Source organism: Pedobacter sp. (assembly GCF_041662865.1).
In the GTDB taxonomy this organism is placed as follows: domain Bacteria; phylum Bacteroidota; class Bacteroidia; order Sphingobacteriales; family Sphingobacteriaceae; genus Pedobacter.
Map to the genome: position 1 here is coordinate 21,302 of NZ_JBAZRL010000035.1, position 15,781 is coordinate 37,082.

The window sequence follows — 15,781 nt, forward strand, 5'->3', positions numbered from 1 at the left end:
ATGCGGCATATAAAAGCAGTCTTAATTTTCGTAATCTCATTAGCTTTAAGCAGTTCAGTTCTCGCTCAGCGAGCAGAAATTGGCATAAACGCTGGCGGTGCAGGATATTTAGGAGATCTTAATCAAAATAATCCCTTAAAAATTAGTGGTATTTCTGCAGGAGCTTTCGGTAGAATAAATTTCAATCCTTATTTGGGACTTGGTTTGCATTATACCTATGGCGAAATAAAGGGTGATGATTTGAAATCTTCAAACGATCAGTTTAAAGAACGTGCTTTAAATTTTAACACCTCAATTCACGAAGTGAGCTTGTTAGCAAATCTTAACTTTTTCGATATTTATTCTGCAAGTACAAAACGTAAGTTCACACCGTATATTTTTGCTGGTGTTGGTGGCTTTTATTTTAACCCAAAAGCAACTTATGATGATACAAAATATACGTTGTCAGATTATACAACCAATGCAAACGAAGATGGCTTGGCAGTAGCTTACAAATCATATGGTATTTCAATTCCGTATGGAGTAGGGGTTAAATACAAATTAACAGATTATTTAACTCTATTTTCTGAAATAGGTTACAGAACTACGTTTAACGACTTTATTGATGATGTTGGAGATTATTATGTAGACAGCAGTGATCCAAGTGATATAACTCATTCACCACGCTATTTTCCTCCATATAATGCATCAAAAAATTCAAATGTTGGAGCAGTAGGTATGCAAAGAGGAGATTTAAGAAAAAGAGATACCTACATGTTTGTAAGTATTGGGATATCTTATACCTTTGTGAGCCAAAAATGCTTTACTTTTTAGGGCGCCGATAGAATATTAATGGGATTTAAAGAACAAATAGATATTAAACGCTTGCCAGAGCACATTGCGATCATTATGGATGGTAATGGAAGATGGGCAAAAAATCAAGGTAAATTTCGCGTTTTTGGCCACGAAAGTGGTGTATTATCTGTAAAAGATATTGTTGAAGGTTGCGTTGATATTGGCGTAAAATACTTAACCGTATATGCTTTCTCTACAGAAAACTGGAACCGCCCAGCTGATGAGGTAAATGCTTTAATGGAATTGCTGATCTCAACTATTAATGAACAAGCAGAAACGTTAAATAAAAATAATGTAAGGTTAAATGCCATTGGCGATTTAAAATCATTACCACAAAAATGTATTGATGATTTAACCAATGTGATGGAGATAACCAGCAAAAATGCCAAATGCACCTTAACATTAGCCCTAAGCTATAGCGCAAAATGGGAAATAATTGAAGCTGCTAAAAAATTAACACAACAAGTTCAAGAGCAAAAAATAGCTTTAAGCGATATTAATGAAGAAACCTTTGCCGCTCAATTAACCACAGCTCAAATACCAGACCCAGAGTTAATGATCCGTACCAGCGGAGAGCATAGAGTAAGTAATTTTCTATTATGGCAAATTGCTTACACCGAATTATATTTTACCGAAACCTTATGGCCAGACTTTAGAAGAGAACACCTTTTTGAAGCCATTGTAGATTACCAAAAACGCGAACGTCGCTTCGGAAAAATTAGTGAACAATTGAACTAATTTTACTTTTAACACTTTTTAACATGTGTTTAAATTAACTTAGCAACGTTTTTTAGATTGTAAATGAAAAGAATATACCAACTCATATTTTTGTTATTGATTGGCTTGCCAACACTAGCTCAGATCCGTACACAACCTGCACCTGCAGCACCTTCCTTAAAAGTTCAAGGCTTAAATATTGATTATTTTAGTCCGAAAGAATATGTGATTGGTGGCACAACATTAACCGGTACCCAATACTTAGATAAAGAAGTAATTATTACTCTTTCTAAACTAACTAAAGGTGAACGTGTTATATTGCCAGGAGAAGCAACTTCAAATGCTATTAAAAACTTATGGGCACAAGGTTTATTTGATGATGTACAGTTATTTGTTACTAAAATAGTAGCAGATACAGTTTATTTTGATATCGAAGTTGTGGAACGCCCACGCTTAAGCTCATTTGAATTTATTGGAATAAGCAAATCGCAAAAAACTGATATCAGTGAAAAACTAGCAGATAAAGCTGGAAAAACAATCATTAATGATAATTTATACAATACCACAAGATCTATCATCAATAAATATCTTTTAGATAAAGGATATTTTTATACTACAATTGATTTTAAATCTAAACCAGATCCTAACCAAGAGAATAGTGTTATTCTTCAGGTGTTGATCAATAAAGGTAAAAGGGTAAAAGTTCACGAAATTACATTTACAGGTAATAAAGATTTTAAATCATCCAAGCTTAGAAAATTTCTTAAAAAGACAAAACAACAAGCTTTTTATAAAGTTTTTGGTAGTGGTAAATTTAACAAAGAAAAATACGAAGAGGATAAGCTGAAATTAGTTGCTAAAATGCAAGAAAAGGGTTACAGAGATGCAGCCATTTTAAAAGATAGCATTTATAAATACAACGATAAATCTATTGGTATTAAGCTAGATGTTTATGAAGGCCCTAAATATTATTTTGGTAATGTCACTTGGGTTGGTAATGCAAAATATACAACTGTTTACCTAGAAAAAGTTTTAGGAATTGAAAAAGGAGAATTATTTAGCGAAGAAAAATTAGAAAAGAAATTACGTGGCAGTGCTAATGGAGATGATGTTTCTAGTGTTTACTTAAACGATGGATATTTAACTTTTAACATTGATCCAGTACAAACTAAAATACACAACGATACTGTAGATGTAGAGATGCGTATATACGAAGGTCCGCAATATACCAACAACAAGATTAGCATTGAAGGAAACACCATTACTAACGATAGAGTTGTTTTACGTGAAATTCGTACCAAGCCAGGAGAAAAATTCTCTAAAGAATTATTGGTAAGAACTGTACGTGAAATAGGTGCATTGGGTAACTTTGATGAATCTAAAACTAATCCTGTTCCAAAACCCAATCCTGCAGATGGTACTGTAGATATTGTATACCATGTAGAAGAAAAACCTTCAGATCAAATTGAATTATCAGGTGGTTTTGGCGGTGGCCGTGTAATTGGTACATTAGGCTTAACCTTTAATAACTTCTCATTAAGAAACTTGTTTAATGGCGAAGCTTACAAACCACTACCAAAAGGTGATGGTCAAAAATTAAGTTTACGTGGACAAACAAATGGTAAATATTACCAATCGTATAGTTTCTCGTTTTCTGAACCATGGTTTGGTGGTAAAAAACCAATCAGTTTCGGATTAAGTGCATTTACATCATTACAGTCTAATGGTTTATCAGCAGCAGATGCTACCTACCAAAAAATCCGTTTAAATGGAGTATCCATTAGTTTAGGTAGGAAATTAAAATGGCCAGATAACTGGTTCTCTTTAGTTCACAGTGTGAATTTAAATCAATACATTTTAAATAACTATCCAGGTTACTTATTTAGTACAGGTACTTCATATAACTTGAACTTAACACAAGAAATTGCAAGAGATTCAAGAAATGGAAGTCAGATTTTCCCAACTGGAGGTTCTTATATTAAATTTACAATACAAGCTACACCACCTTATTCATTATTAAATAATGTGAATTATAAAATAGCTTCAGATAAATTACGTTACAAGTTTACCGAATACCACAAATGGAAATTTGAAGCGCAATGGTTTGAAACATTAATTGGTAAATTGGTATTTAAAGGACAGGCTCAATTTGGTTTCTTAGGAACATATAATAGTGCAGTTGGTGAGTCGGCCTTTGAACGTTTTAAATTAGGAGGAGATGGTATGCAAGGATTTGATTTCTTACAAGGTTCTGAGTTAATCGCTATGCGTGGTTATTCAAATAACTCGGTTATTCCGGTAGGTTCAAATCCAACTATTGCACAAAGCTCTGGTAGTCCAATTTTTAATAAATATGTAATGGAGTTAAGATATCCAGTGATAGCATCTCAACAAGCAACTGCGTTTATGACGGTATTTGCAGAAGGTGGTAATACTTGGAATAAGTTTAGCGATTTTAATCCGTTTAATGTGAGACGCTCAGTTGGTGTTGGTGCAAAAATATTCTTACCTATATTTGGTTTATTAGGTATTGATTATGGATATGGTTTTGATAAAATACCTGGTATTCCAGATGCAAATAAAGGTCAATTCCACTTTAGCATTGCGCAACAACTCGGAGGATTTAATTAAGTTTGTATCTATCGATTATGAAAAAATATATATTAGCTAGCTTTTTACTCCTAATAGGATTAGGGGCATCGGCACAAAAGTTTGCTTATGTGGATACAGAATATATCCTTAAGCATTTGCCAGAATACAAATCTGCATTAAATCAATTAGACGGATTATCTCAACAATATCAAAAACAAGTTGATGATAGTTTTGGTGAAATTGATAAAATGTACAAAGCGTATCAGGCAGATCAAGTATTATTAACTGATGATATGCGTAAGCGCAGAGAAAATGATATTATTGAAAAAGAAAAGAAAGCTAAAGAATTACAGCGTCAAAAATTTGGACCAGAAGGAGAGCTTTTTCAAACGCGTACTAAACTGTTAAAGCCAATTCAAGATAAAGTATCAACGGTAATTGGAGAAACAGCTAAGAACAAATTTATTGACTTTGTATTTGATAAAAGTAGTGAATCGACAATGATGATTTACGCAAGTAGCAATTATGATATTAGTAATGACGTTATTACTAGGTTAGGTTATAAACCTGGAACACTTGTAAAATAAAAACAAAACACATAAATTATAAAACAATTATTAAGTAAAATAGAAAAATGAGAAAGTTAATTAACGTATTTTTTGTTGCAGCTGGATTATTGCTTACTGCGAACGTTGCGAATGCTCAACAAAAATTTGGTCACCTTAATTCGGATGAGATTTATGCTAACATGCCAGAAGCTAAAGCTGCACAAGCTACTTTAGAAACATTAGCAAAAGCAAAACAAGCTGAAATTGATAAAATGATAGCTGAATACCAAACTAATACAAAGCAGCGCAAGACAAAGAAAAAACTTTGAGCGAAGCTAACAAAGAGGTTGTAGGTAAAGAGTTACAAGTTGCAGGTCAAGAAATTCAAGATCTAGGAAAAAGAATTGAAGATGCTCGTACTAAAGCAACAACAGATGTACAAACTAAACAAGGTGAATTATTTCCGCCAATAAACCAAAAATTAGCTACAGCAATGAGTGCAGTTGCTAAAGAAAAAGGTTTAGCTTATGTTTTTGATACATCAGTAGCACAAGGATTTAATAACTTAGTTTATTTTGATGGTGGAGAAGACATTACTGCTGCGGTTAAAACTAAATTAGGTATTTCTAATACTCCTTCTACTACAAAACCAGCAACTACACCAGCTAAAAAGAACTAATTAGATATAATTTAATATCTTTAGCGGAACTGAGTTCAATACTTGGTTCCGCTTTTTTTTAAAAAAAAATTGTTTGAATGTTGCAATGTTTAAACGTTGGAATGTTTTGGTTCCAGAACCTTTCAATCTTTCAACTTTCCAACTTTAAAGTATATTATGGACAACATCAGTTCAATTGGGGTTTTTGATTCGGGTTTTGTGGACTAACCGTATTCAAAGCTATTGCCGAAAAATTACCACAATACAATTATATTTATCTGGGCGATAATGCTCGTTCGCCGTATGGTGATCATTCTTTTGAAACCGTTTACCAGTATACATTAGAATGTGTAGAATGGCTTTTCGCACAAGGCTGTCCATTGGTTATTTTAGCCTGTAATACTGCTTCGGCAAAAGCGCTAAGAAGTATTCAGCAATTAGACTTGCCTAAAAAATATCCAAATAATAGAGTCTTAGGTGTGATTAGGCCAACCGCTGAAGTGATTGGAGATTTCACAAAAACTCAACACATTGGTGTTATGGGAACTCGTGGGACCATTAGCTCCAATTCTTATCCACTAGAAATAAGTCATTTCTTTCCGGCGCTTAAAGTACACCAGCAAAGCTGCCCAATGTGGGTGCCCCTTATAGAAAACGGTGAACATCTAGGAGAGGGAGCAGATTTCTTTGTTAAAAAATATGTTCAACAACTGTTGGAAAAATCTGAGGATATAGATTGTATTTTGCTAGCGTGTACGCATTATCCTTTATTAATTCCAAAAATTGAACAGCAACTCCCAAAGCATATTCAAGTACTCTCACAAGGTGAAATCGTTGCAAATAGCTTAGCGGATTATCTTCAAAGACACACAGAAATGGAAAGTAAATTGGCTAAAGAGTCTAAAAAAACATTTTACACATCTGGAGATGTTAAGACTTTTAATGCCCATGCCTCCGTATTTTTGGGGCAAGAAATTGAAGCTCAAAAAATGAATAATACACATTTACCTTAGCTCAAAAATTAACATTCAGATGATCAGAATGTTATGAATCACTACATTTCTTGTTAGGTTTTAAAATTTTAAAAGGGTAAATTTGTCCCATCGGATCCCTACGGGACAGCAAACAAAAAACTTTAAATGAGCGATCAGATCAAACACGAATGCGGGATAGCCTTTATCCGCTTGTTAAAACCTCTCTCATATTACCAAGAAAAATACGGTACAGCACTTTACGGCCTCAATAAATTGTATTTATTGATGGAGAAACAGCACAATCGTGGACAGGACGGAGCGGGTATTGCAACCATTAAATTAGACATGAAACCTGGTAGTCGCTACATTAGCCGTTACCGTTCTATGGCTCAAAATGCAGTTGCTGATATTTTTGGATATGTACAAAATAAATTTGTAGATATTCAGAATGAAACGCCAGAGTTGATGAAAGATACCGAGTACCTAAAACAAAACGTAAGCTTTATTGGCGAAGTTTTATTAGGTCACTTGCGTTACGGCACACATGGTAAAAACAGCATTGAGAATTGCCATCCTTTCTTACGTCAAAATAATTGGATGACCAGAAATTTAGTGATTGCGGGGAATTTTAACATGACAAATGTTGATGAACTTTTAGAGCAATTATACGAATTAGGTCAACATCCAAAAGAAAAAGCAGATACTGTTACGGTTCTTGAAAAAATTGGTCATTTTTTAGATGATGAGAATCAGGAATTATTTGATGAATACAAAAAAGAAGGACTGTCTAATGTAGAGATCACTCATAAAATATCAGAAAACTTAAATATGGCCAACATCCTTCGTCGCTCTGCGAAAGATTGGGACGGCGGTTATACCATCTCTGGTATTGTTGGTAATGGAGATGCATTTGTTTTAAGAGATCCTTCAGGCATCCGCCCTGCGTTTTATTATGCAGATGATGAAATTGTTGTAGCGGCTTCAGAAAGGCCTGCAATACAAACAGCATTTAATGTACAGATTAAGCAGGTAAAAGAAATTGAGCCGGGACATGCATTGATTGTTAAAAAAGACGGTACAGTTACTCAAGAAATGTATCGTGAACCTGCAGAAAAAAGAGCATGTTCTTTTGAGCGAATCTATTTCTCAAGAGGAAGCGATGCAGATATTTATAAAGAGCGCAAAAAACTAGGTGATTTATTAATTCCTCAAGTTTTATCTTCAGTAAATAATGATTTAAAAAATACTGTATTCTCTTTCATTCCTAATACTGCCGAGGTTTCGTTTTACGGCATGGTAGAAGGTTTGCATAACCATGTGAGAGAAATTCAGAAAGATGCGCTGTTAAATCGCAAGGAAAAGCTAAATGATGCAGAGCTAGATGAATTATTATCGATGTCGCCAAGAGTAGAAAAATTAGCGATTAAGGATGTGAAACTTCGAACTTTTATCACGCAAGATGCGGATAGGGGAGAAATGGTAGCTCATGTTTACGATACTACTTACGGAGTAATAAAGAATCATACCGATACGTTAGTAGCTGTTGACGATTCTATTGTTAGAGGCACGACTTTAAAACAAAGTATCATAAAGATTATAGATCGGTTACATCCTAAAAAAATCGTTATCGTTTCTTCTGCACCGCAAATTCGCTATCCAGATTGCTACGGAATTGACATGTCTAAGATGGGACAATTTGTTGCTTTTGATGCAGCAATTCAATTGCTTAAACAGCGAGGCATGGAGCATATTATAGAAGAAGTTTATGAGAAATGTAAAGCTTCGCTATTGCTACCAAAAGAAGAAATAGTAAATCATGTAAAAGAGATTTACAGACCATTCCAGCAACAAGAAATTTCTGATCAAATTGCTAAAATTATTACTCCAGAAGGCATAGTTGCTGAAGTAGAAGTAATTTATCAAACGTTGGATAACTTGCATATCGCTTGTCCTAATCATACGGGCGATTGGTATTTCTCAGGAAATTATCCAACACCTGGCGGTAATAAAGTAGTAAACAAAGCATTTGTAAACTGGAAAGAAGGAAATAACCAGAGAGCGTATTAGGTTTAAGCTTAAAGCGATAAACTGAAAGTCGCCGTTAGGAACAAGATTTATTTTACAAATTATATAGGTATAAGGTCTATTGGTTTAAACTGATAGGCCTTTTTTGTTGGGTTGATATTCAGGCTTTGAGGAAGGATTTGTTGCTTCCTGCTTTTAGCTTTCGCCATTGCTTAAAACTTTTACCGTTTTTCTAATGTTTAAGGATAGACATCTCTACAAACAACAATTATATATTATGAAAAATATCATACTCGCACTCGCCATATTTACCTTTCTAGGCTGCTCAGAAAGTAACCAACAGAAAGTTGATAATGCTGTTTCAAAGACAGGGGATAGCTTAAAATCAAAGCTCAATAAACTAAATGATACCTTGAGAGAAGGAGCAAAGGATGCAATAGACAAAATCCCTAAAGTTAAAGTCGAAGTTGCACGAACAATTCCAATTAGCTTGCAATGGATCAGCTTCGAAGAACAGGGTAGTGCAAAAATTTCTAAAGCCGATGATGGTTGGTATACCCTTAAAGGCGAACAGACTAACACAAATAATGAATTCCTTAAAATTGATGGTAAAATTACCCGTGTAAACAATCAGACATTGAAGTTTGTGGGAACGATCATCACTTTCGTTAAAAGCAATAATGGATCAAGACCGTGTGAAAAAACTGGCGAATATACTTTTCTTAAAAAAGGAGATAGGGCTAATTATCGACTACAACAAATGGAGAATTGCGGAGGTGGTCGGGTAGTCGATTATGTAGATTTATACAAATTAGATGATATATTATAATATCTATTTTAATCTGCACTCATATCAATTCTTACTTCAAAAACATCTTTAGCGTAATACGCTCCTCTCTCTCTCAATTATCCATGCTTAGGGGCATTTTGCTTAAGTGTACTGGCCAGTTCCTTTATTAAATTGTTTGAAAGAATGGCCTGAATGTTAGGTATAAGCTATTAATAATATTGATGATAGGTTTTATAAATCAGCCATATGGCAAAGGCAATGATAATAATCCCAGCAATTTTATTCAATTTTTTTAATGCATCTTCTTTTATCCTGTAACGTAGTTTACTAGAATAATAACTTTTTAATCCATCTATCGTTAATTGCGTGGCCATGGCAATAAAAAAACAGAACAACTTTTCATCAAGTGAATTTAGTTTTGCAGAAATAATTCCACTCACAATAATCCAAAACATCAACGTAGAAGGTGTTAGAATGCACATCAGAAATCCTTTGAGTAGATAACCTCGTTTGCTCACCTTTATTAGCGTATTGTTTTCGTAATTAATGGAGACTTTTGAATATAAGTAATAGATGCCAACTGCAAATAGGAACAAGCCACCTATAATACCAACATATTTATCAAAACTTTCTTGATACACTAAGAATTGACTACCATACAGTACGAGCCCAATTAAAATAACATCACTGATGATTACGCCAATCGCTAACGAAAATCCGGCTTTAAATCCTTTTTCTATACTGGTCTTAATCATTGCAAAAAAAACAGGACCAGTTAAGAATGAGGAAATTAGCCCAGCTCCCATGCCCAATAAAATCGCTTCAAACATTAGCCTAACATATTATTTATGCTAATATGCGACTTTTAAAGCTAAAATCTATTCATTTTTTGGTTTGATTTTTCATTTAATTTTTTTCAATAACCCAATTATAACAGTCTTATTACTTGCAAAAAGTATCAAATATCAACTGTGTAAAAATTACACTTTAGTAAGCAATAAATTTTATTTATGTTTAACAAACTAAATTTAAATTAGACTTACTTAAACTCTAAATCCTAGTATGGAACAAAATTCACAAACCAAATGGGGGCAGTTCATTCCCTTAGTTACGGTATTCTTTTTTTGGGGCTTCGTAGCAGCCAGTAATGACATATTAATTCCGGTATTTAAAAAAGCATTTGATTTATCGCAAAGCGAAAGCCAGCTAGTTTCTATTGCATTTTACGTAGCCTATACTGTGGGTTCATTAATTTATGTCGGTATTTCGGGCTTAATGAAAAAAGATTTAATTAATACGATAGGTTACAAAAACAGTTTAGCCTTAGGACTTACTATTTCTGCTGTCGGAACATTGTTATTTTATCCAGCAGCAAATTTAGGTTCATTTCCTTTAATGCTTTCAGGATTATTTATCGTAGCACTTGGTTTCTCATTACAACAAACCGTTGCAAATCCACTCGCTATTGCTTTAGGGCCAATTAAAACAGGCTCGCAGCGATTAACATTAGCCGGAGGGATTAATAACTTAGGTACTACAATTGGGCCATTAATTGTGAGTTTCGCTATTTTCGGGTCAATCTCTAGTGCAACGAACGATGTTAGCATTGAAAGCGTTAAAATTCCATATCTATGTTTAGGAGCTGCATTTTTAGCAGTAGCACTCTTCTTAAAACTATCTCCACTTCCAGATAAACCTGCTATAGTTGAAGCTAAATTAGACGATACTTCGGTAAAAGGATCAGCGTTAAAGTACCCACAATTGGTTTTAGGTATGATCGGTATTTTTGTTTACGTGGGTGTGGAAGTATCAACAGCAAGTAATTTGCCTGCATACATGGAAAAAGATTTAGGTTTTGCAATTAAAGATATTGCGCCATATATCTCTTTATATTGGGCAAGTATGATGATTGGTAGATGGACTGGTGCGGTTGAAGCTTTTACTGATAATGTAGATACACAAAAGATTTTAAGATTTATAGCTCCTTATTTAGCTTTCGCTATATTTTTAGGTGTTAATGCAGCATTTGGACATGACTTAGCACCATTTTATGTATATGCATTAATCATTTTAGTATTAATTATTGCAGATTTTATGAGTAAAGGAAATCCTGCACGTATGTTATTGATCTTTTCTGGTATAGGTATTTTAGCATTACTAATTGGGATGTTTACAACTGGTATGGTAAGTGTTTATGCATTTACTAGCGTAGGTTTATTCTGCAGTACCTTATGGCCATGTATTTTCACACTTGCAGTAAGTGGATTAGGTAAACATACAAGTCAAGGAAGTAGTTATTTAATTATGATGATTATGGGTGGTGGTATTGTGAGCTGGTTACAAGGATATGTATCACAAATTATTGGTATCCAACATAGTTATGTAATTGGTATTTTATGTTTTGCTTATCTAGCCTATTACGCATGGAAAGTAAGTGGAATACTAAGAGCGCAAGGAATTAACTTTGATGAAAAGATCGCTGGCGGTCACTAATTAAAATTGACATATTTGCAAAAGCTTCCTTCTTTTTAAGAGGGAAGCTTTTGTTTTTATAGGAATTAATATAATATTCATAATTATGCCTTAAAAGATGTTTTAATGCACTCCATATTGGTTCAAACAATAATTATTTTGCATATTTAGCCATTCAAAAACTAAACCACACACAAATGAACCAACCTACACACCAGCATCAAAACAATTTAAAAGCAATTGCAACCATCGGGGCACTGTTCTTCATTTTTGGATTTGTAACCTGGGCAAACAGCACATTAATTCCATTCTTAAAATTAGCACTTAACCTAAAAACAGATTTAGAAGCTTTTTTCGTAACATTTGCTTCCTATATGGCTTATTTCTTTTTGGCCTTACCCTCTTCGTGGATTTTGAAGAAAATAGGGTTTAGAAATGGGATTATCGTTGGACTTTTAATTTTAGGTTTAGGCTCATTAATTTTTATTCCAGCAGCAGATACTAAAAGTTACGGATTGTTTTTGACGGGTATATTCATCCAAGGTGCTGCGTTGGCATTATTGCAAACGGCTTCAAACCCATACATTAGTATTATTGGTCCAATAGAGAGTGCTGCAAAACGCATTAGTATAATGGGCTTGTGTAATAAGTTTGCAGGTATAATTGTGCCTATCATTATGGGTTCAATTTTCTTGAAGAATTCTGAAGCTATTACCGAGAAGATCAATAATGTAGCGACCACAGTTGCCGAAAAAGAAGCTTTATTAACCGAAATATTAAATCGCGTGCATACGCCTTACATTACATTGGCAATTGTATTTACCTTATTTGCTATTGTAATTCGTTTCTCGAACTTGCCAGAAGTTGATGTAGATAAAGAAGAAGTAGTAGCAGACGATGCGACACATACCGCAAAAACTAGTATTTTCCAGTTCCCACATTTGTTTTTAGGTGCCTTTTGTATTTTTGTGTACGTAGCTGCAGAAGTAATGGCAGGGGACATTATTGGTATTTACGCTAAAGAGTTTAACCTAAATTTATACATCACTACCATTAAAATAACCGATACAATTACCATCCCGCTCTATTATACAACATTGACCTTAGCGAGTATGTTAGTAGGCTATTTTATTGGCGTTTACACTATTCCAAAATACATTACCCAACAAGCAGCCTTAAAAATATGCGCTATTGTAGGTTTATTATTTACCATAGGTGCATTTGCTACTCACGGCTATACTTCTGTTATTTTTGTAGCGCTATTGGGTTTAGCTAACTCATTAATGTGGCCAGCTATCTTCCCATTGGGGATAAAAGGATTGGGTAAATTTACCAAAACAGGTTCGGCAATTATGATTATGGGTATTGCTGGTGGCGCAATTTGGCCATTAATTTATGGCGTTTTAAAAGATAAATTACATGTAGATTTTCAGCTATCTTTCTTCATTAGCATGATGCCTTGTTATTTATTCATTTTATATTTTGCTATGGCAGGACATAAAGTAGGGTTAAAAAATCTTCACATCGAAAAAAGAGTATAATAGTGAGTAAACCATCTTTCCAACATATTTTCATGAATTTAGCATCAGACCTTGCTGCCCGTTCACATTGTGTGCGGGCACATGTTGGTGCAGTTTTAACAAAAGATACACGTATCATTTCTATCGGTTATAACGGTCCGCCAGCGGGTACACATAATTGCGATGAAGAATGGCCAGAAGCCGGTTGCGCCAGAGATAGTAAAGGAAGTTGCTCTTTAGCTTTGCATGCCGAAGAAAACGCTATTTTGTATGCTATAAAAAATGGGTCAAAAATAGAAGGTTCAACATTGTACACTACACTTTCACCTTGTATTGCTTGCGCCCGCTTAATCTTATCATCAGGAATTAAGAAAGTTTACTTTAAAGACTCGTATGCAGCTTACAAAGGTTTGGCTAGCGATGAGGGTGTAGATTTCTTAATCCGTTTTGGCGTGAAGGTGATGCAACATCAGATAACAGTTTAAATATATATAATGTCGTAAAATAAGACCAACTAATTATGAAACGACATTTGTATTTTATTCTTTTCTTGTCCTTATTGAGCTGTAAGCAAGTTAAAAATGATTCAAAGAACATTGATAATAAATTACGTAACCAATTTAAAGTATTTGATGCATCAAACCATTTACAACCTCTTTTTGATAAACCGAAGTTTGATACACTACATGATTGGGATTTTGGTTGGGCAGTTTTAGAGCCAATTAATATTTCTAAAAATCCGGAAGAAGAGAAAATACTTTCTAAACGCCTTTCCCCAGGACAAAAGGCTCTTTATTTTTTTTGGTATTTAAATGATGAAGTAACAAATGGCGGATTCATCCAATTTTACTGGAATGATTACAGGAAATACTTGCCATCAATAAATGACGGAATGAAATTAATCGGAGATACTTCGATGCTTAACTTAATTGGTGCAGTAGATAAAGATTATGTTGCCCAAAAAGGAAAATTTGATATACAAAAACAAAATGATGATCTAAGTCCTTTGTATGAAAATTTAAAAAACTTCGATAAGTATGATAGTGTTTATTATTCGATCCATGATAAAACTATGCGACTAATTGAGAAATATGCTAAAGAACATCCTGAGGAATTTGTGAAATTCAAGTAGGTTATTGTTTTTTGCAGTTTTATCTGAAGCTTTTGACTTTGCTCTTCAAATATATTACGCATGCATTTAAGCTTTCTGCTTTAGTCTTTCAGCTTAAATAACTACCTTTGCGCATGCTAGAAAAAATCATCATTCTCGATTTTGGTTCTCAGTTTACTCAGCTTATTGCTCGTCGCGTTCGCGAACTCAATGTTTACTGCGAAATCCACCCATTTAATCATATACCTGCCTTAGATTCCACTGTAAAAGGAATTATTTTATCAGGCAGTCCTTATTCTGTTCGTCAAGAAGATGCGCCATTTGTAGATTTATCTTTATTTGCAGCATACCCTTTATTAGCAATTTGTTATGGCGCTCAGTTTATCGCACAACAAAATACAGGAGATGTTCAAGCATCATCAACTAGAGAATATGGTAGAGCAAATTTGAATTATGTAAATAACTCGAATAAGTTATTTAAAGGGATCAATATTGATTCTCAAGTATGGATGAGCCATGGAGATACGATTAAAAGTGTACCCGAGAATTTTGAAATCATAGCAAGTACAGCAGAAGTAAAAGTAGCGGGTTATCATGTAAAGGATACCGATATCTATGCCATTCAATTTCACCCAGAGGTTACGCACAGTACCGATGGCAAAATATTATTAGAGAATTTCTTAGTAGATATTTGCGGTTGCTCACAAGATTGGACAGCAGATGCATTTGTTGAAACGACTATTGCCGAACTTAAAGCAAAATTAGGAAACGATAAAGTAGTTTTAGGTTTATCTGGCGGAGTTGACTCGAGTGTTGCCGCAATATTACTGCATAAAGCAATTGGTAAAAACTTACACTGCATCTTTGTAGATAACGGATTACTGAGGAAAGATGAGTTTGAAAGTGTGTTGGAACAATATAAACACATGGGCTTAAATATCAAAGGCATCGATGCAAAAGATAGATTTTTAAGTCAGCTAGCAGGTGTAAAAGATCCAGAATTAAAACGCAAAGCAATTGGTAGAGTTTTTATAGAAGTGTTTGATGACGCCGCACACGAAGTACAAGATGTAGTTTGGTTAGCTCAAGGAACAATTTATCCGGATATTATTGAATCGGTTTCTGTAAAAGGACCATCGGCAACCATTAAATCTCACCATAATGTAGGTGGCTTGCCAGATTTCATGAAGCTAAAAGTAGTGGAGCCCTTAAATACCTTGTTTAAAGACGAAGTAAGAAGAGTAGGGAAAACATTAGGCATTGAAGGATTTATATTAGGACGCCACCCTTTTCCTGGTCCAGGTTTAGCAATTCGTATTTTAGGAGATGTAACTCCAGAGAAAGTAGCTATTTTGCAAGAGGCAGATGCTATTTATATAAACAATTTAAAGGAAGCTGGGTTATATGATAAAGTATGGCAAGCCGGTGCTATTTTCCTTCCAGTGCAATCTGTTGGGGTAATGGGCGATGAGCGAACCTACGAAAATGTAATCTGTCTTCGTGCAGTAGAATCTGTGGATGGAATGACGGCAGATTGGTG

The 15,781-nt window shown here is 34.3% G+C and carries 14 protein-coding genes and 1 pseudogene; 14 read left to right on the forward strand and 1 reads right to left on the reverse strand.

The window, feature by feature from the left end; genetic code table 11:
* From WC622_RS11865 to WC622_RS11905, 9 genes and pseudogenes are all read left to right on the forward strand, one after another.
* A complete protein-coding gene (locus WC622_RS11865) occupies positions 1-813 on the forward strand; it encodes a DUF6089 family protein (RefSeq protein ID WP_372819910.1) in 813 nt (270 codons plus the stop codon).
* Positions 814-831: 18 nt separating this feature from the next.
* Positions 832-1,572, forward strand: coding sequence for an isoprenyl transferase (locus WC622_RS11870; RefSeq protein WP_372819911.1), 741 nt, complete (start codon positions 832-834; stop codon positions 1,570-1,572).
* Positions 1,573-1,635: 63 nt separating this feature from the next.
* Positions 1,636-4,182, forward strand: coding sequence for an outer membrane protein assembly factor (locus WC622_RS11875; protein WP_372819912.1), 2,547 nt, complete (start codon positions 1,636-1,638; stop codon positions 4,180-4,182).
* 17 nt (positions 4,183-4,199) lie between these two features.
* Positions 4,200-4,730 carry an OmpH family outer membrane protein gene (locus WC622_RS11880; protein WP_372819913.1) on the forward strand — a complete coding sequence of 177 codons (531 nt, stop codon included), beginning with the start codon at positions 4,200-4,202 and terminating at the stop codon, positions 4,728-4,730.
* A 47-nt stretch (positions 4,731-4,777) separates the two neighbouring features.
* The gene (locus tag WC622_RS11885; protein WP_372819914.1) at positions 4,778-5,020 is read left to right on the forward strand and encodes an OmpH family outer membrane protein; all 243 of its coding nucleotides are present in this window, start codon (positions 4,778-4,780) and stop codon (positions 5,018-5,020) included.
* On the forward strand, positions 5,017-5,370 hold the full coding sequence (locus WC622_RS11890) for an OmpH family outer membrane protein (protein ID WP_372819915.1): 354 nt from the start codon (positions 5,017-5,019) through the stop codon (positions 5,368-5,370). The genes WC622_RS11885 and WC622_RS11890 overlap by 4 nt, the downstream gene beginning before the upstream one ends.
* Positions 5,371-5,526: 156 nt before the next feature.
* Positions 5,527-6,362: pseudogene (murI, locus tag WC622_RS11895) on the forward strand (glutamate racemase).
* Between the two features lie 126 nt (positions 6,363-6,488).
* Positions 6,489-8,390 (forward strand): amidophosphoribosyltransferase, encoded by a 1,902-nt coding sequence (locus WC622_RS11900; RefSeq protein ID WP_372819916.1) that lies wholly within the window; start codon positions 6,489-6,491, stop codon positions 8,388-8,390.
* A gap of 235 nt (positions 8,391-8,625) precedes the next feature.
* Complete coding sequence (locus WC622_RS11905) at positions 8,626-9,177, forward strand: hypothetical protein (protein WP_372819917.1); 552 nt, start codon at positions 8,626-8,628, stop codon at positions 9,175-9,177.
* A 170-nt stretch (positions 9,178-9,347) separates the two neighbouring features.
* Here the strand turns inward: WC622_RS11905 and WC622_RS11910 are convergent, their stop codons facing one another.
* Positions 9,348-9,968, reverse strand: coding sequence for a LysE family translocator (locus WC622_RS11910; RefSeq protein ID WP_372819918.1), 621 nt, complete (start codon positions 9,966-9,968; stop codon positions 9,348-9,350).
* 232 nt (positions 9,969-10,200) lie between these two features.
* Here WC622_RS11910 and WC622_RS11915 point away from each other — a divergent pair, with 232 nt between their 5' ends.
* The 5 genes from WC622_RS11915 to guaA all read left to right on the forward strand — a co-directional run.
* Positions 10,201-11,631, forward strand: coding sequence for an MFS transporter (locus WC622_RS11915; protein WP_372819919.1), 1,431 nt, complete (start codon positions 10,201-10,203; stop codon positions 11,629-11,631).
* Positions 11,632-11,807: 176 nt separating this feature from the next.
* The gene (locus WC622_RS11920) at positions 11,808-13,151 is read left to right on the forward strand and encodes a sugar MFS transporter (protein ID WP_372819920.1); all 1,344 of its coding nucleotides are present in this window, start codon (positions 11,808-11,810) and stop codon (positions 13,149-13,151) included.
* A 32-nt stretch (positions 13,152-13,183) separates the two neighbouring features.
* The gene (locus tag WC622_RS11925; protein WP_372819921.1) at positions 13,184-13,615 is read left to right on the forward strand and encodes a cytidine/deoxycytidylate deaminase family protein; all 432 of its coding nucleotides are present in this window, start codon (positions 13,184-13,186) and stop codon (positions 13,613-13,615) included.
* Positions 13,616-13,650: 35 nt separating this feature from the next.
* Positions 13,651-14,262 carry a DUF4375 domain-containing protein gene (locus WC622_RS11930; protein WP_372819922.1) on the forward strand — a complete coding sequence of 204 codons (612 nt, stop codon included), beginning with the start codon at positions 13,651-13,653 and terminating at the stop codon, positions 14,260-14,262.
* A gap of 113 nt (positions 14,263-14,375) precedes the next feature.
* Positions 14,376-15,781, forward strand: a 1,406-nt coding sequence (gene guaA, locus WC622_RS11935) for a glutamine-hydrolyzing GMP synthase (protein WP_372819923.1), incomplete at its 3' end; no start/stop codon positions are given.

Bases quoted from the DNA above. Each gene is read 5' to 3' on its own strand.
- WC622_RS11865 (WP_372819910.1), top strand. From the start codon at position 1: ATGCGGCATATAAAAGCAGTCTTAATTTTCGTAATCTCATTAGCTTTA.
- WC622_RS11870 (WP_372819911.1), top strand. From the start codon at position 832: ATGGGATTTAAAGAACAAATAGATATTAAACGCTTGCCAGAGCACATT.
- WC622_RS11875 (WP_372819912.1), top strand. From the start codon at position 1,636: ATGAAAAGAATATACCAACTCATATTTTTGTTATTGATTGGCTTGCCA.
- WC622_RS11880 (WP_372819913.1), top strand. From the start codon at position 4,200: ATGAAAAAATATATATTAGCTAGCTTTTTACTCCTAATAGGATTAGGG.
- WC622_RS11885 (WP_372819914.1), top strand. From the start codon at position 4,778: ATGAGAAAGTTAATTAACGTATTTTTTGTTGCAGCTGGATTATTGCTT.
- WC622_RS11900 (WP_372819916.1), top strand. From the start codon at position 6,489: ATGAGCGATCAGATCAAACACGAATGCGGGATAGCCTTTATCCGCTTG.
- WC622_RS11905 (WP_372819917.1), top strand. From the start codon at position 8,626: ATGAAAAATATCATACTCGCACTCGCCATATTTACCTTTCTAGGCTGC.
- WC622_RS11910 (WP_372819918.1), bottom strand. From the start codon at position 9,968: ATGTTTGAAGCGATTTTATTGGGCATGGGAGCTGGGCTAATTTCCTCA.
- WC622_RS11915 (WP_372819919.1), top strand. From the start codon at position 10,201: ATGGAACAAAATTCACAAACCAAATGGGGGCAGTTCATTCCCTTAGTT.
- WC622_RS11920 (WP_372819920.1), top strand. From the start codon at position 11,808: ATGAACCAACCTACACACCAGCATCAAAACAATTTAAAAGCAATTGCA.
- WC622_RS11925 (WP_372819921.1), top strand. From the start codon at position 13,184: ATGAATTTAGCATCAGACCTTGCTGCCCGTTCACATTGTGTGCGGGCA.
- WC622_RS11930 (WP_372819922.1), top strand. From the start codon at position 13,651: ATGAAACGACATTTGTATTTTATTCTTTTCTTGTCCTTATTGAGCTGT.